This is a genomic window from Spirillospora sp. CA-294931 (genome assembly GCF_050946795.1).
Lineage (GTDB): Bacteria > Actinomycetota > Actinomycetes > Streptosporangiales > Streptosporangiaceae > Spirillospora.
Genome location: NZ_CP192006.1, coordinates 360,959 through 380,397, shown reverse-complemented (window position 1 = coordinate 380,397; position 19,439 = coordinate 360,959). Strand labels below are relative to the sequence as shown.

Annotated in this window: 15 protein-coding genes and 1 pseudogene; 10 read left to right on the top strand and 6 right to left on the bottom strand. The window is 70.1% G+C overall.

Translation table 11 applies throughout. The features are described 5' to 3' along the window. Nucleotides 1-15: 15 nt before the first annotated feature. Nucleotides 16-240, bottom strand: coding sequence for a hypothetical protein (locus ACQPY4_RS01875; RefSeq protein ID WP_433331709.1), 225 nt, complete (start codon nt 238-240; stop codon nt 16-18). 29 nt (nt 241-269) lie between these two features. Here ACQPY4_RS01875 and ACQPY4_RS01870 point away from each other — a divergent pair, with 29 nt between their 5' ends. Then, the gene (locus ACQPY4_RS01870; RefSeq protein WP_433331707.1) at nt 270-980 is read left to right on the top strand and encodes a hypothetical protein; all 711 of its coding nucleotides are present in this window, start codon (nt 270-272) and stop codon (nt 978-980) included. Here the strand turns inward: ACQPY4_RS01870 and ACQPY4_RS01865 are convergent. Then, on the bottom strand, nt 977-1,747 hold the full coding sequence (locus ACQPY4_RS01865; protein WP_433331705.1) for an SDR family oxidoreductase: 771 nt from the start codon (nt 1,745-1,747) through the stop codon (nt 977-979). The genes ACQPY4_RS01870 and ACQPY4_RS01865 overlap by 4 nt on opposite strands. 90 nt (nt 1,748-1,837) lie before the next feature. Between ACQPY4_RS01865 and ACQPY4_RS01860 the strand changes: the two genes are divergently transcribed. From ACQPY4_RS01860 to ACQPY4_RS01845, 4 genes and pseudogenes are all read left to right on the top strand, one after another. Next, nucleotides 1,838-2,113, top strand: coding sequence for a sigma factor (locus ACQPY4_RS01860; protein ID WP_433331703.1), 276 nt, complete (start codon nt 1,838-1,840; stop codon nt 2,111-2,113). Between the two features lie 74 nt (nt 2,114-2,187). After that, nucleotides 2,188-2,340 (top strand): hypothetical protein, encoded by a 153-nt coding sequence (locus ACQPY4_RS01855; protein ID WP_433331701.1) that lies wholly within the window; start codon nt 2,188-2,190, stop codon nt 2,338-2,340. A gap of 29 nt (nt 2,341-2,369) precedes the next feature. Continuing rightward, the gene (locus tag ACQPY4_RS01850) at nt 2,370-2,837 is read left to right on the top strand and encodes a GNAT family N-acetyltransferase (RefSeq protein WP_433331699.1); all 468 of its coding nucleotides are present in this window, start codon (nt 2,370-2,372) and stop codon (nt 2,835-2,837) included. Nucleotides 2,838-3,445: 608 nt separating this feature from the next. Continuing rightward, nucleotides 3,446-4,132 (top strand): annotated as a pseudogene (locus tag ACQPY4_RS01845) (TerD family protein); the annotation flags it as partial. Nucleotides 4,133-6,297: 2,165 nt separating this feature from the next. Here ACQPY4_RS01845 and ACQPY4_RS01840 read toward each other — a convergent pair. Beyond that, nucleotides 6,298-6,669 (bottom strand): MerR family transcriptional regulator, encoded by a 372-nt coding sequence (locus ACQPY4_RS01840; protein WP_433331697.1) that lies wholly within the window; start codon nt 6,667-6,669, stop codon nt 6,298-6,300. Nucleotides 6,670-6,747: 78 nt separating this feature from the next. Here ACQPY4_RS01840 and ACQPY4_RS01835 point away from each other — a divergent pair, with 78 nt between their 5' ends. Next, nucleotides 6,748-8,007, top strand: a complete 1,260-nt coding sequence (locus ACQPY4_RS01835; protein WP_433331695.1) for an MFS transporter — start codon at nt 6,748-6,750, stop codon at nt 8,005-8,007. A gap of 685 nt (nt 8,008-8,692) precedes the next feature. On the opposite strand, the gene ACQPY4_RS01830 is transcribed toward ACQPY4_RS01835, so the two are convergent. Next, a complete protein-coding gene (locus ACQPY4_RS01830; RefSeq protein WP_433331693.1) occupies nt 8,693-9,565 on the bottom strand; it encodes an NAD(P)-dependent oxidoreductase in 873 nt (290 codons plus the stop codon). An 88-nt stretch (nt 9,566-9,653) separates the two neighbouring features. Between ACQPY4_RS01830 and ACQPY4_RS01825 the strand changes: the two genes are divergently transcribed. The 3 genes from ACQPY4_RS01825 to ACQPY4_RS01815 all read left to right on the top strand — a co-directional run bounded on the left by ACQPY4_RS01825 (nt 9,654) and on the right by ACQPY4_RS01815 (nt 14,325). Next, the gene (locus tag ACQPY4_RS01825) at nt 9,654-12,638 is read left to right on the top strand and encodes an ATP-binding protein (protein WP_433331691.1); all 2,985 of its coding nucleotides are present in this window, start codon (nt 9,654-9,656) and stop codon (nt 12,636-12,638) included. A 155-nt stretch (nt 12,639-12,793) separates the two neighbouring features. Then, a complete protein-coding gene (locus tag ACQPY4_RS01820; protein WP_433331689.1) occupies nt 12,794-13,342 on the top strand; it encodes an RNA polymerase sigma factor in 549 nt (182 codons plus the stop codon). Beyond that, nucleotides 13,339-14,325 (top strand): CU044_5270 family protein, encoded by a 987-nt coding sequence (locus tag ACQPY4_RS01815; RefSeq protein WP_433331687.1) that lies wholly within the window; start codon nt 13,339-13,341, stop codon nt 14,323-14,325. The genes ACQPY4_RS01820 and ACQPY4_RS01815 overlap by 4 nt, the downstream gene beginning before the upstream one ends. A 204-nt stretch (nt 14,326-14,529) precedes the next feature. On the opposite strand, the gene ACQPY4_RS01810 is transcribed toward ACQPY4_RS01815, so the two are convergent. Further along, nucleotides 14,530-15,369, bottom strand: coding sequence for an NAD(P)-dependent oxidoreductase (locus ACQPY4_RS01810; protein WP_433331685.1), 840 nt, complete (start codon nt 15,367-15,369; stop codon nt 14,530-14,532). Nucleotides 15,370-15,456: 87 nt separating this feature from the next. Here ACQPY4_RS01810 and ACQPY4_RS01805 point away from each other — a divergent pair, with 87 nt between their 5' ends. Beyond that, a complete protein-coding gene (locus tag ACQPY4_RS01805) occupies nt 15,457-18,633 on the top strand; it encodes a BTAD domain-containing putative transcriptional regulator (protein WP_433331683.1) in 3,177 nt (1,058 codons plus the stop codon). A gap of 51 nt (nt 18,634-18,684) precedes the next feature. Here the strand turns inward: ACQPY4_RS01805 and ACQPY4_RS01800 are convergent, their stop codons facing one another. Beyond that, entirely contained in the window at nt 18,685-19,278 is a 594-nt protein-coding gene (locus ACQPY4_RS01800; protein ID WP_433331681.1) for a TIGR03086 family metal-binding protein, read from the bottom strand. Nucleotides 19,279-19,439 lie beyond the last annotated feature (161 nt).

Here is a 19,439-nt window from a genome sequence, read left to right as displayed (position 1 = left end):
CCTGGCCGTCCCGGCCTAGCGCGTCCAGATGTCCTTTCCGCCCCGAAGGGCCTCGATCAACGTCCGGCTGTAGCCGCTGGCCTGGATGACCTCATTGATCCGGTCTTTCGGGGCATGATGCGGAAGCAGTTCCTTCACCAGCCGCGCGACCTCTCCGCGCACCCCGACGAGTTCCACCGTCAACTCCCGCTCGCGCTCCCCGAGACGCCGCAACTCCTCGTAACGCCAGTCCTCCGTCATAGGACGCATATTGCCGTAAGGTGCCGCAGATGACCGCAGTCCTCCCCCGCCACATCCTCTGCGTCCTCGGCTCCGGAATGGACCTGGACGAGATCGCGCGCATCGCCGCCAAGGAGGGCTTCCGGCTCGATCCCCCCGAGACCGAATTCGACCCGAGGATGCCCGCCGCCTTCACCGCCTGCCTGGCCGAGGCCTCGTTCACCGACGCCGACTGGCAGGCCGTCGAATCCCACGACACCGTGGCCTACCTGATCTCGCTCCCCCTCTTCCCCGAGGTCGCCCGGAGCGTCGCCCAAGCGACCCTCACCCTCACCGCGGACCTCTTCCGCTCCGGCGCCACGGCCATCAAGAACGAGAGCAACGGCCTGACTCACGGCAAGGACCGCTGGCTCGAATTCGCGGAAGACACGGGCCCTGTGCCCCTCTATTACGCGTGGGTCAAGCGCCCCATCTCCACCGGAGACCTCTACATGAGCTGCGGCATGCACCTCCTCGGCGCCCCCGATGTCAGCGTCGTGTGGCCCGGCGATCCCGCCCCCGATGACGTGGCCGAGTTGCTCGACGCCCTGGCCCTCTACCTGCTCACCGAGGACCGAGCCGCCGAAATGAAGGACGGCGAAGGATTCCGCCTGGCCAAAGACGCCCCGCGCTGGATCCTCACCCACCACCCCGACGATCAGTACGAGCCGGACGACTTCTTCCACAACCCCTACGGCCACTGGCGCCTGACCCCCGCCTAGGCACGCCCCCCGGTCGCAGTTTCACGCACTTGCTCGTCCAGAAACTCCTCCCAAGTGCGCTTCCCCTTGAGAGCACCGTCCAACGTCAGGTTCTCGCCCGCCCGATACGACCGTCCGGCCTTCCCGGGTACCCGAACCCGCATCGTCGGCCGGCGCTTCCCCCGAGCCTCCAGATAACCGCGCACGAGCTCGTCCATCCCGTACACCTTCGGCCCGGTGATATCGGCCACCCGCCCCGCCGGCCTCTCGAACGCCAGCTCGACCAGCCGCTCGGCCACTTCCCGCGAATCGACCGGCTGGAAACGCAGCCCCCCGGGAACCGGCACCACAGGCATCTTGGTCATCTTCTCCATCATCATCAGGACCAGGTCATGGAACTGCGCGGCGCGCAGGATCGTCCACGGCACCCCCGAATCCACGATCGCCTGCTCCGCCTTCAACTGCGACCGCAGATACCCCAGCGGCACCCGATCGGCCCCGATGACCGAGATATGCACCAGATGCCGCACCCCACACTCCGCCGCCGCCGCAGCCACGTTCGCCGCAGCCACGTCGTCCCCCTTGGCGCCCCCCGCCAGATGCAGGACGACCTCAGCCCCGTCCATAGCGGCCTCGACTCCCACCCCCTTAACCAGATCCCCGGTCACATACTCGGCTCCCTCACGCTCATGCCGGCTGAGAATCCGAAGCTCGGCGTCCCCCAACAGCGGCAGGACGTGCCCGCCCAGCGTTCCGGTTCCGCCGGTGACCAGGATGGTCGACGTCATCGATCTCTCCACTTCGCTCAGCCCCCGGTCACATGCGCGCCCCCGGGGGTCTACAGCCAAGGACCCCCGCGACGACAGGAATGTGACTCCATGGCCGACGAATGTGACCTGATCCACGAGCGCGTCTGGACGCTGGACCGCTTCGAAGAGCACCGCCCCCACCTGCGCGCCGTGGCCTACCGCATGCTCGGCTCGCTCACCGAAGCCGACAACGCCGTCCAGGAGGCCTGGCTGCGCCTGAACCGCACGGGGACCGACACCGTCGAGAACCTGAACGCCTGGCTGACCACCGTCGTCGCCCGCGTCTGCCTCAACATGCTCCGAACCAGAAGCACCCGCCGCGAGGACCCGCCGCGCGCCAACTAGCCAGCCGAGCCCGCCGCCGGGTAAAAGGAACACCCCACTCCCCGGAGACCGACCTGACCCGTCAACGCCAGGTAGTGGACGCGTTCCTGGCCTCGTCCCGGGGAGGCGACTTCCAAGCCCTCCTGGTCCTGGCCCTGACCACCAAGAACAACAAGATCACCGAGTTCGGCGTCATAGCCGACCCCGACCGCCTCCACCTCCTCGACCCGGCAGTCCTGGACCTGTGACAGCTATCAACGTGTCCTATGATCCTTACATGTCCAAAGTGCGCCGCGCCGAAGAAACCGACGTCCCCGAACTGGTCCGCCTCCGCAGCCTCCTCTTCGAGACCCTGCGCGGCGACTTCTTCAACCCCCCGGGGAACGACATCTGGCGCGAGAACCTCACCACGTCCCTCAAGCAGGACCTCACCAAGGAAAACGCCCGCATCCTCGTAGTGGACGCCGAAGTCGGCCTGGCCGCCTGCGCCGTAGGCACCTACGAGGTCTGGCTCCCCAGCCCCAGCCGCCCGAACGGCCGCATGGGCAGCATCATCGGCGTCGTCACCGATCCGTCCCACCGCCGCCAAGGCCACAGCCGAGCCCTGATGCAGGCCCTCCAGACCTGGTTCCGCGAAAACGACGTCCGCCGTGTAGACCTCCACGCCTCCCCCGAAAGCGAAGGCCTCTACCGCTCCCTAGGCTTCACCGACCACCCCGACCCCTCCCTAACCTGGCGCCCCTAACCCGCCACCAATCGCCAGCGGCCCACTCTGGAGGTGCAATCACGGGCATAGGACGTCCAGCCTGTGCAAGGTCACCACGAGGCCATTAGGTGACCACGACGATGCCCGCAGGCAGACCGTTCGAGTCGGCAAGCGAAAACCGGGCCGCGAGCCGCCTGTACGTGTCACAACCCACGCTGAACAGGCAACTCCGCGCGCTGTAGCGCCTGGTCGGTTGCAAGTTACTGCCCCGGACGCCCCGCCGCGTCGAACTCACCCTCTCCGGCGAGGCATACCCCAGCCCGCCAGATCCTGACCGAAGTGGACGACGCCATAGCGGCCCCCGTTCCGGCCAGAGGCGAGGCCCCGGGCCGTTCTACATCCCGTTCCTCAGCACCACCATCCCGGTAGTCCAGTCACCGGAAGTGATCAGCGCACCCGTCACGAAAAGGGCGATCAGTGGGGCCAGCACCACCCCGATAAGCACAAGCCAGCCACACCCCGCAACATAGAGCCATTTCCCTCGATGCTTTGATCGCCGCTAACGCCACCAAGAAAAAGCGTCCCCAAATTCGCCGTTACTCATCCGCCCGCTCTCGGCCATATATGGCCATCCCCAGCTCGACGGGATGGACGTCGACTCAACCTGCCTAGGATTACCTCTACGCGTGCAAATGATCACTGCCAGCGACTCACCGCCAGGTTGGTCTGTTGCTACAGAGATCATCCCGCTAACCGCAGCCGCACGCTCGTTGTCGTCACGAACAGAGGAGCGACCTGTGCAGCGGATGTCCAAGGGCGCCAACGTCGGTCTGTCGAGCCTGACCGAGACGTCAGGGCCAATTACAGTGGCGCTGAGTTGGACCGATCCCTCTGGCACCGGTGAAGCCGATGTGTCGGTGTTGCTGCTCAACGCCAGTGGCAAGGTCCGAAGTGACGACGACTTCATCTTCTACAACCAGCCGACCAGCGCTGATCAATCCGTCCAACTGCTGGGCAAGTCTCCAACCGGCAGCGGAAGCGAAGATCGCATTCTCATGGACTTGGGCGCGCTATCCCCCGAAGTGCAGCGCGTGATCATCACTGCCAGCCGCGACGGCGGAGCCACCTTCGGAGATCTCAACGATCTGCGCCTGAGCATCGCGGACAGCGCCGGGGAGGTGCTGCTGTCTTTCGATATCAGCGATGCCACTGTGGAGATGGCCTTCATCTTTGGTGAGCTGTACCGCAAGGACGACAGTTGGAAGTTCCGCGCGGTAGGCCAAGGGTACGAGGCGGGATTGGCGGGTCTGGCAACCGATTTCGGCATCAATGTCGACGAGAGCGAAGACCAATCCGAAGCAGAGCCCCAGCCTGACGAGGCGCCTAGATCGAAGGACCCCGTCCCAGCTGCCGCGACGGAAACCGTAACCGAGCCGGCGATCATTGAGAAACGCGACAGCCGCAGCCGGTCCGGCCGGGTACGTACGGCGAAGAAAAAGGTCACGCTGCCGAAAGCAGCCAAGGTCAACCTCGCCGAGCATTCCGCCTGGCAGCACGCGCGCGTGTTCTCAGTCAACGGACTTCGCAACGATCAGGAACGAGAGGCTCGGGCCACCTCCACTTTGCTGGCGGTAATGGCCCATGTGCCCGAGTTCGGCAGGCGCCTCACCGCCCGGTTCGGTGCCCCCGCGGGAACCATCCAGACCTTCACGGAAGCCTCCTTCAAACACGGAGATGCCAAGGTCCGTCCCGACGGGATCATCCGCGTCGCCCGCGCCGGTCGGATCTGGACTGCTCTGATCGAGACCAAGACCGGCGGCAACCCGCTCAAGCTGGAGCAGGTCGAGTCCTATCTGGAGGTCGCCACACGGCACGGGTACGAGACCGTGATCACCCTGTCGAACGACCTCGCACTGGACGGCGAGCATCCCTTGCCAGTCGACAAGCGACGGCTGCGCAAGGTCGCATTGCGCCACCTGTCCTGGGCTGAGGTCGCCCACGAAGCCCACATGCTCTGTCACCACCACGGCGTCGCCAACCCCGCACACGCATGGCTGCTCAGCGAGTTCCTGCACTACCTACGCCAGCCCAACGCGGGTTGCCAAGGTTTCCAGGACATGGGATCGGCCTGGGTCCCGGTCCGTAACGCCGTCACCACCGGCACCCTGCGGCTGGGCGACAAACGAGCGATGCAGGTGGCCGAGAACTGGGAAAAGCTGGTCAGGCAGTTGTGCCTGCGGCTCAGCGGGGAAACGGGCCTCTCCATCGCTCCCGTCCTGCGCAAGCAGCGGGATGGCGACGCATCGGTACGCCGCCTGCAAACCGTGACCTCGTTGGTCGAAAAGGGACGCATGAGCACTGAGATCCGTATCCCCAACGCCGGCGGCCCCGTCCTCGTCGAGGCCGATCTCCGCCTCGGTCAGATCGAAACCACCGTCGAGATCCCCGCGGCGGAGCGAGCCCGCCCCCTCACCCGCGTGCAGTGGCTTCTCAGACAACTGGTCGATGCCCCGCCGGAACTCCGCGTCGAGGCCCTCAGCCCACGCCAGACGACGGGCCCGTGCGACCTCATCAAGAACCTCAACGCCGAGCCCGGCCTTCTCCTCCCCGAAGAAGGAGCCCAGATCACCTCGTTCCGCCTGACCCTGCCCACCAGCATGGGCACCAAGCGAGGCATCGAGGAAGCCGGCTTCGTCCACAGCATCGACACAGCCATGGACCGCTTCCATCAGCAAGTACTCCAGGCAATCAAAGCCGACACCCTGCCCCCCACCGAAACCCACCCAAGCAACTAGCACCGCCCAGGCGACCGACCCGTCGAACATCCAAACCTGCGCAGGAACGGGACTTCAGGGTTCCGTTGTCGGGGAAGCACGCCGTTAGGTCGAGGGGTGGGCGGCTGGTGGCACGTTCGATCTCACCACGCGTTGACGACCCGGTCCTTGAGGACGTCGCCAGTTGCGGAGTCTCGATCTTGGGTGGCGCGGTGACCTGGTCGAGTCCGTTGGAGATGGTGACCGCGACCGTCTCGGTGGCTCCTGGTGGGGTGGCGGGCCTGGGGACGGGGACGGCGGCGACCTGGGCGACGTGCTTCCCGGGTAGGGGGAGCCGGAATCCTAGGTCGGGCGCGGATGCCTGGTACATCAGGCAGTACGCCTGGCGATAATGCGGGCCTGGGTAGACCGTCCCGTTCTCATGACCCCACAGGGTCTGAAAGTTGGCCGCGACGCCTAGACCCGCCCGGTCGGCGATCTGGCGCAACTGGTCCCCGGCGGACTCAAGGCTCAGACCTCGCGCCTCGCGCTACTCACGCAGCCAGAGGGGCTGCCAGCCAGAACGCTGCTTGATCGCGGCCATCTCGTTGCCGTACTGCGGACGCCCCTCACGGACCATACGGACCGCACGCTGCCGCAACTCGGGAGAGTAGGGGGACTCGATCATTCTCTCAATCGAGTCTCCAACGAACCCGGGGCGGCTCAAGACGTACTGGGGCGTCCCATCAGGAAGCTCGGATTTCGTGGCTCACGGCGTCGAGGTAGTCGTTGATGGCTCGGTGGTTTTTCGTGAGGCATTCGATCTTCTCTGCCATGCGGTCGCGTTCATGTTCGAGCGTCGCAATCATGTCTGGGGTGACGTACGGCAGGTATATCGCCCTTGAGCTGTCCAGGCAGGGAAGGATCTGCTTGATGATCCGTGTGGGCAGGCCGACATCGAGTAGGCCCCGCACTTGCCACACCCGGTCGACAACGTAGTCCTCGTAGCTCCGGTACCCGTTGGGGAGCCGTTCGGAGTGGATCAGCCCCTGTTCCTCGTAGTAGCGGAGCATCCGCACCGGCGTGTCCGTGCGCTGGGAGAGCTCACCGATCTTCATCCCCACACCCGTCGTGTCTGGGCTGCGACGCAGCCGGACTTGACCCTCACATCAATGTCACACATTGATGATAAGAATATGACACGAACGGACACATCACCGTCCCCTTCCGCCGCTGAAACACGGTTCCCGCTCGCGGGTCTGCTGGCTCTGGCTGCCACGGGGTTCATCACGCTCCTGACGGAGACGATGCCCGCTGGGATGCTGTCGCAGATGAGCCGCGACCTGGGAGTGAGCGAGGCGGCTGCGGGGCAGAGCGTCACGGTCTTCGCGATCGGGGCGATTCTCGCGGCGGTCCCTCTCACGAGAGCCACGATCGGCTGGCGACGCAAGCATCTGCTGCTGTTCGCGATCTCCGGATTCGCGGTCGCCAACACGGTCACGGCCTTGTCCGGCAATTTCGCGCTCACCCTGGCCGCGCGGTTCCTCGGCGGGATCGTCGGCGGCTTGCTCTGGGCGCTCCTTGCCGGCTACGCCCGGAGGATGGTTCCCGCGCACCAGCGCGGCAAGGCCATGGCCATCGCGATGGCGGGCGGGACCGTTGCACTGTCCGTCGGGGTCCCCGCAGCCGCGTTCCTCGCCAAGGCCGTCGAATGGCAATTCGCGTTCGGGATCATCACGCTGGTCACTCTCGCCCTGATCGTATGGGTGATCGCCACCGTTCCGAACTTCCCCGGCCAATCCAAGGGCGCACGACTGCCGCTGGCCCACACGTTCCGTCTGCCCGGAGTCGCCCCTGTCCTCGTCGTGACGTTGACGTTCGTGTTCGCACACAACATCCTCTTCACCTACATCGCCCCGTTCCTGGCCCCGCTCGGCATGGCGGGTCAGGTCGATTCGGTGCTGCTCACCTTCGGCCTGGTCTCGCTCGTGAGCATCTGGCTCACCGGCGTACTCATCGACCGGCACCTGCGCATGCTCATGATCCTGGCCTGCGCGCTCCTGGCCACAGCCGCTCTCATCCTGAGCGTCTTCTCTGGCAACCCCGCCCTCGTGTACGCCAGTGCGGCCCTGTGGGGACTCGCGTTCGGCGGTGCTTCAACCCTGCTGCAAACCGCGATCGCTGACGCCGCAGGCGCAGCGGGCGACGTCGCACAAGCACTCCTCACCACATGCTGGAACATCGCGATCGCCGCAGGCGCGATCATCGGCGGTATCACCCTCAACGTGCTGGGCTCCCCCTCCTTGAGCTGGATCACACTCGCGCTCCTGCTCCCGGCGCTCGCTATCGTCATCGGCGCACGTCGACACGGATTCACCAGCCGCACATTCGAACGCGAGACCGCCTCCGAACCGGACGCGCGACACCAGACAGCCGAAAACGGCGCGCTGGCGTGATCGGTGGCGTCGCCCCTTGCATCCGCCGCCTGGTGGCGAGGAACAAGACGCAAGACCTTCGATTTTCCGATAGAAGCCGCGGAGCGGCGCCGCGCTCCTAAAGCAGAATCGTGGAGCTGCGACGATTCGTGACAACTCCTGCGCTTTGAAGCTGGACGGTTCCGGACTTGTGAGGGGGCGGGGCCTCGTAGCCTTGGTCGGCGGACCGGCAGCACCTACCCGCCCGCAATGGCCCGTCGCAAGGCCCCGTACAAGTCGGGAACCGTCCAGCGGCATCGATCCCGGCCGTCGAGCGGCTCGACGGAACTGACCTTGACGCCGGAAGCGGGGAGGGCTGCTCAGCCGGTGAGGAGCCTGGGCTTCAGGGTCCCGCTTGCGCTGGGGCGGCCGCGCACAGGCTCCGCGCCGGGACCGGACGGAACAGGCCGCATGCCCGGCGCGCAGAGCCGGGCGCGGCCGCCGGCGACCGCCAAGCGGGCGCCCTTGAACACGTAGAGAAAGTTCTCATCGGGCGCAGTCTGAGGGACTGCCACCCGGGACGCTGCTTGATTGCGGTCACTCACGCAGCCAACAAGGCAACTGCGTTGTGTTTCGGGGGGTGTGGGGGGCGGAGCCCCCCCACCTTGGGGGTTTGGGGGCGGGAGCCCCCAATGAGGCTGTCCGAGCGTTAGCGAGGGCCTTGTTGTTAGTGGGGGCGTTGGGCTTCTACTAGGCGGCCGAAGCCGTCGGCGGCGTGGCCGGCGTCCAGGGCTCGTTGGGCGGCGGCTCGGATGGCGCGCATGATGCTCGCGTCCATGCCCTGGGCCTCGGTGGCTTCGATGATGTGGTCCATGCCTGCGGCGCCGGACGCCACGTTGGAGTAGTCGCCTGGGAACTCGTTGTTCTCTACCTCTCCGGCGATTAGGGGGAGTGAGGTCGGGACCAGGCTGATGATGCCTTGGGCTAGGGGGACGAGGTCTGAGGGTTTGATTCCTTCGGCCTCTGCTAGTGCTAGGGCGTGGGTGACGCCGCCTACGGTCGTCCAGAAGGCGTCCAGGAGGGCGATGTCGTAGGCGGCGGCGCGGCCTGGGTCCTCGCCCAAGTAGTGGCGCGGGCCGCCGAGGGCGGCCAGGGTCTGTTCGTGGGCGCGGAAGCGTTCTTCGGGGCCGCTGAACAGGACGACCGCGTCGGGGGTGCCGATCGTCATGGTCGGGGTCATGATCGAGCCGTCGAGGTAGCCGATGCCGTGCTCGTCGGCCCAGGCGGCGGTCTCGCGGGCGCGGCGGGGTGAGTCGGCGGTGAGGTTGACGAGTGTCCGGCCCTTCAGCGACTCGGTGGCGGGCGCGAGGATGCCCAGGGCGGCGTCGTAGTGCAGGACGCAGACGACGATGAGCGGGCTCGCCTCGATCGCCTCGGCGGGGGAGGCCGCCAGGGCCGCGCCCTCCTTGACGAGCGCGTCGGCCTTGCTCGCCGTGCGGTTCCAGACGGTGGTGGGGTGTCCGGCCTTCAGGAAGGCTCCGGCCAGGGCCTGGCCCATCGGGCCGAGCCCGATCACGGTTACCGGCGTGCGGTTGTCCATCTCAGCTCCTCGGGTGATCGATCTGGTGGGACCAGCCTGCGAAACGGCGCTGTCGGAGTGCTGTCGGCGGCGGGGTTAATGTGGCGGTGTGCGTTTCGGGGTGCTCGGTCCGCTCGCGGTGTTCGGCGGTGAGGGGGAGGCCGTCCGCGTGCCCGAGGCCAAGGTCCGGGCCCTGCTCGCGGCCCTGCTGATGGACGCGCCGCGTCCCGTCCCGGCCGACCGGCTGATCGACGGGCTGTGGGGCGACCGGCTGCCCGCCAACCCGGCGGGGGCGCTGCAACTGAAGATCTCCCGCCTGCGCAAGGTGGTCGGGGACGGGGTTCTAGTGCACGGGGCGTCCGGCTACCGGCTGCTGATTGAGCCCGGTGCCCTTGATGCCCATCGGTTTGAGGCGCTCTTGGCGCGAGCGCGTGATACCCCCGATCCCGCGATGCGGGCTGGGCTTTTGCAGGAGGCGCTGGCGCTTTGGCGGGGGCCCGCGTTGGCCGACTTTGCCGATGACGAGTTCGCTCGGCTTCCTGCTCGGCGGTTGGAGGAGCAGCGGCTGGACGCGCTCGAAGATCTGGCCGAGGCTCGGCTTGAGCTGGGCGAGCACGCCCTGCTGGCGGGCGAGTTGGGCGTGCTGGTCGACGTCCATCCGCTGCGCGAACGGCTGCGGGCCGTCTATGTGCGGGCCCTTTACCGGTCGGGACGCCAGAGTGAGGCCCTCGACAGCCTCGCTGAACTGCGCGATCGCCTGCGGGACGACCTCGGCCTCGACCCGGGCCCGGAGCTCGCCGCCCTTCAGCAGGCGATCCTCGAGCAGGACCCCGCGCTGGACCCCGGGCCCCGCACCAACCTGCCCGCCCGGCTCACCGACCTGATCGGACGCGAGGACGCCGTCCGCGAGGTGCTGACGCTGCTGGAGACCGAGCGGCTCGTGACGATCACCGGACCGGGGGGCGTCGGCAAGACCCGGCTGGCGATCGAGACCGCGTCCCGCCTGACCACGGGCGCGGTGTGGCTGGTCGAGCTGGCCGGGCTCACGCGTCCCACGGTCACCGAGGTCGAGCAGGCCGTCGCGGCCGCCCTCGGCCTGCGCGACGACGCCGACCTGGTCGCCGCGCTGCGAGCCCGGCCGACGGTGCTCGTCCTGGACAACTGCGAGCACGTGGTCGAGCCGGTCGCGGCGCTGGTCGCGCGGCTGCTGCGCGCGGTGCCCGGCCTGCGCGTCCTGGCGACCGGCCAGCGGGCGCTGGCGATCTCCGGTGAGTTCCTGTGGACGGCGCCGCCCCTCGAACAGCCGAGCGCGGTGCGTCTCTTCGTCGCCCGCTCGGGCCTGGAACCCGACGAGGCCGACGCCGAGGCGATCGCGGCCATCTGCCGCCGCCTGGACGGCCTGCCGCTCGCGCTGGAACTGGCCGCGACCCGGGTCCGGTCGATGAGCGTCCAGGACCTGGCCGAGCGGCTGGACGACCGGTTCCGCCTGCTGGCCTCGGGCCGCCGCGACGCGCCCGCCCGGCAGCGGACGCTGCGCGCCATGATCGAGTGGAGCTGGCAGCCGCTGTCCCCGGCCGAGCGCACCCTGTTGCGGCGGCTGGCCGTCCACGCCGACGGGTGCACGCTCCAGGCCGCCGAGGAGGTGTGCTCCGGCGCGGGCGTCCGGGCGGAGGACGTCCCCGACCTGCTGGCCCGCCTGGTGGACGGTTCGCTGGTCGTCCTGGTCGAGGGACGCCGTTACCGGCTGCTCGAATCCGTCGCCGCCTACTGCCACGAACGCCTCCGCGAGGCCGGAGAGCTCCGGCGCCTGCGGCAACGCCACCACCGCTACTACGTCGACCTGGCGGTACGCGCCGAACAGCATCTGCGCGGCCCCGAGCAGAAGGAATGGCTCGAACGCCTCGACGCCGAGACGGCCAACCTCCGCGCCGCCCTCGACGACCTGGTCGAGCGCGGCGACGCCGACCGGGCGCTCCGGCTGGTCAACGCGCTGACCTGGTACTGGTTCGTGCGCGGACGGCTCAACGAGGCCCGGCGCCTGATCGGCCTCGCCCTGTCGATCGCCCCCGAAGACGCGCCCGGCCGTCCCCTGGCCATGGCCTGGGAAGCGGGCATGGGGATGCTGCTCGGCGACGATCTCGACCCCGGCGTCCTGGACCTGTTCGACGCCGACGACCGCGCCGCCCGCGCCTGCGCCCGCTGGTTCCTCGCGCTCACCCAGCAGGGCTACGGCGACCAGGACGCCCGCCGCGAACGGCTGCACCGCGCCCTTTCCGACTTCCGGGCCGTCGGCGACCGCTGGGGCGAGGCCGCCTCGCTCGTCCTGCTGGCCACCTGGCAGCTCACCCGCGGCGACCTGGCGGGCTTCCGCCGCGACGGCGAACGTTGCATGGCCGTCTTCCGCGAGGTCGGCGACCGCTGGGGCCAGCTCCAGGCGTCCCAGACCCTCGGCACCTTCGCCGAGATCACCGGCGACTACGCCGAGGCCGGACGCGTCCACCGCGAGGCGCTGCGCATCGCCGAGGAGCTCGGCCTCTGGGGCGAGGTCGCGGGCTCCCTGGCCCAGCTCGGCCGCATCGCCCTGCTCACCGGCGACCACACCCGCGCCGACCGCCTCCACGAACGCGCCCGAGCCATGGCCGCCGAACGCTCCAACGTCCAGGTGGAGCAGTTCGCCGAGATCGGCCTCGCCATCGGCGCCCGCCGTCAGGGACGCCTCGACACCGCCGAACGGCACCTGCACCGCTGGCTCGACTGGGACCGCTCCCGTAAGGGCGAACCCGGCGTGGCCCTGATCCTCGCCGAACTGGGCTTCATCGCCGAACAACGAGGCGACGCCGACAAGGCCCTCGCCCTCCACACCGAGGGCCTGGCCTCCGCCCGCGCCTTCGGCGACCCCAGGGCCGTGGCGCTGGCCCTGGAGGGCCTGGCCGGAGCCCACTCCCTGGCCGGACGACTCGACCGCGCCGCCGCACTCCTCGACGAGGCCGCCGCCCTGAGAGCCTCCACCGGCGTCCCGATTCCCCAGGCCGAACGCTTCGACCTCGACCGCATCACGTCCCGCCTCGAAGCGCCCCGCCCCCACCCCCGCTGAGCGGACGGAGGCGGCTCCTCACAGCGGTGAACGAGACGGTCGTCGAGAGATGTCCGGCACCTCGGCGTTCCCTACAGGTCGGATCTTTGGTGTAGGAAATCCGGAGGTGCCGGACATCTCGCTGTGACACTGCTCCAGACGAGAAGGGAGCCGGAGTGCCGGATCCTGATGACGGTTTCACCGAGTTGTGGGACCGCCACTACGACGACGTGCTGAGCTACGCCGCCCGGCGCGTCGACCACGAGACGGCGCGCGACATCGCCGCCGAGACCTTTCTGATCGCCTGGCGACGCCGACGGCACATCCCCGCCGACCGTCCGTTCCCGTGGCTCCTTCACGTGACCCGGAACGTCCTGGCGAACGAAATGCGCGGCCACCGGCGCCGGGGCCGGCTGTGGGGACGCATCAAGGACCAGCGCGGCACGAACCAGCCGGTCGCCGACGTGGCCCACGGCCTCGCGGAGGGCGGCCGCCTCGGCGCCGCCCTGCGGAGGCTCTCGCCGCACGACCGTGAGGCCCTGCAACTGGTCGGCTGGGAGGAACTCAGCCCCAAGGAAGCGGCGATCGTCGCCGGGTGCTCGGAGAAGGCGTTCTCCGTCCGGCTGCACCGCGCACGGCGCCGCCTGTCGGCCGCGCTCGACGAGTTCGACGCCGCAGACAAGCCCGTTCTCGCCCCCACCACGCCCAGGAGCGCGCAGGCATGAACAACGACGTCCAGGAAGTCCGCACGATTCTCGCGCCGACCAACCCCGTCCCGCCGGGCACCCTGGCGGGCGCCGCCCACGAGCCCGCCGCCCGCGCCGCCCGCGACCGCATCATCGCCTCCGACGAAAGGCCCCGGCGCCGCCGGTGGACGCCGCGGCTGGTCGCCGTGGGCGGCCTCGCGGTCACCATCGCGGCCGGAACGACCGTGGCCCAGAACATCGGCGGCACCGACGAACACGGCAGACCCCGCACCGCGATCCCCGGCCTCCCCGCGGCCCCCGCCGCCAACGCCAAGGAGGCGCTCACCAGGGCCGCGTACGCCGCCGAACGCCGCCCCTTCACCGCCCCTCGTCCCGACCAGTGGGTCTACATCAAGACCCGGTACAAGGACGTCAACCACAAGAAGAAGAAGTACGGCCCCTTCACCCCCAAGTCACCGGCGACGACCTACACCCAGGAGAGGTGGACCCGAGCCGACGGCAAACAGACGGCTGATTTCGAAGGGGGCAAACTCGTGATCGCCCCCACCGGGGGCACGTCGATCCCCAATGACTACGCCACCGTGTCGACCCTGCCCCGCGACCCGGACGCACTGCTCGCCTGGGCCAAGAAGCAGGCCGGTCCGCATCAGGACCCCGTCTTCTCTCTGCTCGGCGCGATGCTCGTGCACAGCCTGGTCCCTCCCGCGCAGGAGGCCGCCATCTACCGAGCCCTCGCGAAAACCCCCGGCGTGACCCTGACCAAGCGAACGTCGGACGCGGAAGGCCGTCCGGCCCTCTCCCTTTCCTCCGCGGCGGAGGGCTGGATTAGGGAGGAGGTGCTCCTGGACCCGTCCACCTACGCCTACCGCGGCCACCGCACCGTGGTCATCAAGGACCACAGCGACGAGCACATGAGCTACAAGAAGGGCACAGTCGCCGACCAGTCAGCCCGCCTGACCATCACCGTCGTCAACCGCCCCGGCCAAAGACCCCACTCATAAGACCGGCCATCGCTGCCGCAACCCCTGGATCAGGCCAATGACCTGGCTCTTCACGCCGTACCAGAGCTTGAGGGCTGACTTTGGGGGGTGTGGGGGCGGAGCCCCCCGCCTTGGGGGTTTGGGGGCGGGAGCCCCCAATGGGGCTGTCCGAGCGTTAGCGAGGGCCTTGTTGGTGTTGGGGGCGTTCCGAGCTTGTGGATGTCGTCAGGTTGTCGCTGCGAGGATTTCCTTGATGAGGGCGGGGAGCAGGTCGTCGTGGCCGGCCTCGACGATGTCGGCCATCGGGGTCAGCAGGTGGGTGAGGGTCGCGTCGTCCAGGCCCTCGCCTCGGCTGGCCTGGACGATGTTGGCCAGCGCGACCGCCTGCATGCTGAGGGGCGAGTCGTCGTCCATGGCGTCCGGGTCGACCTCGGCCACGGCCCGCAACCAGGGGACCAGGAAGCCGGCGGCGAACTCGGCGGCGCGCCGGGTCCCGACCAGTCGGGTGGCGTGCTGGATGCCGCCGAACATCCCGTACATGCCGCTGAGCAAGGCCAGGTCGTACAGGGACGCAAGGCCGGGTTCGTCGCCGACGTAGCGGGCGGCGCCCAGCACTTCGAGCGTGGCGGCGTGCTCGTCGAACCCGCTGCGGCTGCCGCTGTAGACGATGAACGCCTCGGGCCGCCCGATCATGGGCGGCGTCGCCATGATGCCGCCGTCCACATACGGGATGCCGTGCACGGCGGCCCAGGAGGCCGTCACCCGGGCCTCCTCGGGCGTCCCGTTGGTGAGGTTCACCAGGGTGCGGCCCGCGAACTGCCCGGCCTGGGGGCCGAGGATCGCGTGGGCGATGTCGTAGTTCAGGAGGCAGACGATCACGATCGGGCTCGCGGCGACGGCCTCCCCGGCCGTCGGCGCGAGGACGGCGCCTCGCGCGACCAGGTCGTCGGCCTTGCCCGCCGACCGGTTCCACACCGTCACCGGGTGGCCCGCCTCCAGCAGCGCCTCGGCGAGGCGGTGTCCCATCGATCCCAGGCCGAGCACGCTCACCGCTGTCTTCGTCATGGTGCATCTCCTTTCGTCAGGTCACAGCTTGCGTTTCGGGGGTTCGGGTTCGGTTCCGATCCGGTTGTGGTGGGTTAGCGTGACGGGGTGCGTTTCGGGGTGCTCGGTCCGCTGGAGGTGCGGACGGGGGAGGGGAAGCCCGTCCGGGTGCCGGAGACCAAGGTCCGGGCCCTGCTCGCCGACCTGCTGGTCCATCGCGGACGGACGGTCCCGGCCGACCGGCTGATCGACGATCTTTGGGGGACGGCGCCGCCCGCCAACGCGTCCGCGACCCTGCGCGCCAAGGTCTCGCAGCTGCGGCGGGCCCTCGACGAGGCCGAACCCGGCGCCCGCGAGCTGGTGACCTTCCAGGCTCCCGGGTACGCGCTGACGGCCGAGGACGTCGACGCCGACCGTTTCCAGGACCTGCTGGAGCGGGCCGGACGCCAGGACGGCGACCCGCGCGCGAAGGCCGCTCTCCTGCGCGAGGCGCTCGGCCTGTGGCGCGGCCCCGCCTACGCCGACTTCGAGGAGTTCACCCGGGACGAGGCCCGGCGCCTGGAGGAGCGGCGGCTCGTCGCGCTGGAGGATCTGGCCGAGACCCGCCTTGAGCTGGGCGAACACGGGGTGCTCGCCGGTGAGCTGGCCGCTCTGGTGGACGCGCATCCGCTGCGCGAGCGGCTGCGGGCGGTCCATGTCCGGGCCCTCTATCGGGCCGGACGTCAGGGCGAGGCCCTGGCCGGTCTGGCCGAGCTGCGCGATCGGCTGCGCGACGAGCTCGGCGTCGACCCCGGTCCCGAGCTGGCCGCGCTGCACCGCGCGATCCTGCGGCAGGACCCCGCGCTGGACGCCGGGACGCGGCCGAGGACGAACCTTCCGGCCCAGCTCACCGAGCTGATCGGGCGAGAGGAGGCCGTCCGCCTGGTGCGCGGGCTGCTCGCGTCCGAGCGGCTGGTCACGCTCACCGGCGCGGGCGGCGTGGGCAAGACCAGGCTCGCGCTGGAGGCGGCGTTCCGGCAGATCGACGCGTTCCCGGACGGGGTCTGGGTCGTCGAGCTGGCCGGACGGGCGCGTCCCGGCGCGCCCGCCGCCGAGGTGGTCGAGGCCGTCGCCGCGGTCGTCGGCGTCCGGGACGAGGCCGCGGTCGAGCCCGTCCGGCTGGTGGACCGGCTGACCGAGGCCATCGGCGCGCGGCGGATGCTGCTCGTCCTCGACAACTGCGAGCACGTGATCGACTCCGCGGCCGAGCTGGCCGGGACGCTGCTGCGGGCCGTGCCTGGCCTGCGGATCCTGGCGACGAGCCAGGAACCGCTCGCGATCGGCGGCGAGCACGTGTGGACCGTGCCCCCGCTCGACCTGCCCGACGGCGGTGACCTGGAGCGTTCGCCCGCCGTGCGCCTGTTCACGGCGCGGGCCGCCGCCGCGACGCCGGGCTTCGCGCTGGACGCGGGCAACGCCGACGCCGTCGCGTCCATCTGCCGCCGCCTGGACGGGATGCCGCTCGCGCTGGAGCTGGCCGCGACCCGCGTCCGGGTGATGGGCGTCCGCGAGCTGGCCGACCGGCTGGACGACCGCTTCCGCGTCCTGACCGCGTCCCCGCGGGGCGTCCCGGCCCGGCAGCGGACGCTCCGGGCGATGATCGACTGGAGCTGGGAGCTGCTGACCGAGGCCGAGCGCGTCGTCCTGCGCCGCCTGTCGGTGCATGCCGGGGGTTGCACCCTCCGGGCCGCCGAGCGGGTCTGCTCGGGCGGCGACGTCCGTCCGGCCGATGTCCTGGACCTGCTCGGACGGCTGGTCGAGCGGTCGCTGGTCGTCCTGTCGGACGGCCCCGCGGGCGCCCGCTACGGGATGCTCGAATCGGTCGCCGCCTACAGCCGCGACCGGCTGCGCGAGGCGGGCGAGGAGGACGCCTTCCGCGACCGCCACCTGGCCTACCACGTGGCCCTGGCCGAGGAGGCCGCGCCGGACCTGCGCGGGCGCGGCCAGTGCCTGGCGCTGGAACGCCTGGACGGCGAGTCGGCCAACCTCCGCGCCGCCCTCGACACCGCCGCCGCCCGAGACCCCGCGTCGGCGCTGCGCCTGGTCAACGCGCTGGCCTGGTACTGGTACCTGCGCGGCCGCTTCCACGAGGCCCGCCGCTCGCTCACCCAGGCCCTGTCCGCCGGAGCGGGCGGCCCCGGCCGCGCGGCGGCCCTGGCCTGGCGCGCCGGGATGTCGCTGCTCGTCCTGGACGGAGCCGACGGCGACCCCGTCAAGCAGAGCGAGGACGCCCTGGAGCAGTACGAGCGGGCCGGCGACCCCGCCGGGCTCGCGCGGGCGCGCTGGTTCGTCGGCCTGTGCCGCCTCGGCTTCGGCGACACCGGCGCCGCGCTCGGGCTGGTCGACCGGGCACTGGACGGTTTCGCCGAGCTGGACGATCGATGGGGGCTGGCCGCCGCGCTGAAGGTCAGGGCCGAGGCGGCGATGACCAGCGGCGACTTCGCGGCCGTCCGGCGGGACGGCGAGCGCAGCATGGCCATCTTCCGGGAGATCGGCGATATGTGGGGCGAGTTGCAGGCGTCCTACGTCCTCGGGGAATTGGCCGAGGCGACCGGCGACTACCGGCAGGCCGAGACGCACCGCGCGGAGGGGCTGCGCATCGCCGAGTACCTCGGTCTGTGGCACGAGGTCAGCAACATGCTCGCGCGGCTCGGGCGGATCGCCCTGCTGACCGGCGATGACGACCGCGCCGACGAGCTGCACCGCCGCGCCCGGCGGATCGCGGCGTCGCGGTCGTACCCGCGCGGCGAGCACTTCGCCGAGACCGGGCTGGCGCTGCTGGCCCGCAGGCAGGGCCGCCTGGACGACGCCGAGGCGCACCTGCGGGCATGGCTCGAATGGTGCCGCCGCTGGGACGGCGCCGCCGGTCTGGCCTTCCTCCTGGCCGAGCTCGGTTTCGTCGCCGAGCAACGCGGCGACGCCGAGGCCGCGCAGGCTCTCGCGGTGGAGGCCATGGACCACGCGCGCCAGGTCGGCGACCGGCGCGCCCTCGCGCTCGCCTGCGAGGGCCTGGCCGGAGCCCGCAACGCCGCGGGCCACGCCGAGGACGCCGCCCGCCTGCTCGGCACCGCCCACGCGCTGCGCGCCTCGGTCGGCGCGCCCCTCCCACCCGCCGAACGCGGCGACGTGGACCGCATCACCTCCGCGGCCCGCCGCGCCTTGGGCGACGCGACCTTCGAAACCGCGTTCCTTCTGGGGACCCGCTCGTCCACCGCTGCTCCCGGGGGCGCACGCGCGGCGGTTTAGCACTGAGGCGGGGGCTAGCGCTGTTACTCCCGGGGGCGCACGTGCGGGGGTTTAGTGCTCGGGCGGGGTCCAGAGGGGATTGCGGCCCGCCATGGCGACCAGGCGGTCGAGGGGCGGGGCTTCGGGGGAGATCTCGACGGGACGGCCGAACATGACGTCGTCGCCGACGGGGCGCTCGGGCTCGTCCGGCTGGGGGGTGAGGATGGTCATGCACGCTTCGATCAGGCCGGGGTCGACCGAGTAGGGCAGGTCGAGGGCGCGGGCGAGGTCCCAGCCGTGCACGACGACCTCGTCCAGCGCGACCAGGCCCGCGATGTCGCCGGGGAGCTCCACGCCGCCGACCTCGGTCATGCCCTCCCAGGCGACGGGGGTGAGCCACGCCTCGGCGAGCGCCGCCAGGCGCCGGGGGACGCGGTCGCGCCAGCCGTCCTCCAGCAGGGACGCGTCGACGACCGGGCCGGACGTGCCGCCCTCGGGGACGTGCTTGGCGGCCGCCTCGGTGAACGCCAGCGCGAGCCCGTCCATGTGGTGGACGAGGTCGCCCACCGTGTACTGCGGGCAGGGGGTCGGGAGCTTGAAGTGCTCCTCGGAGATCGCGACGATGAGTTCCGCCGTCCTGCGGGTGGCGGGCGCGAGGTCGATCATGTGGGCTCCTTGGCGTGGTCGTCCTTGCCGTTATCGACTCGCCGGGGCCGCGAAAGTCATCGGTGCGGTACGAGAGAATCCACGCGGGGTAGTGAAACGGTGATCAACGGTGGTGGTGGGCGGCGCGTTTAGACGCGTAAGCTACTGCCGAGTAGTATTCG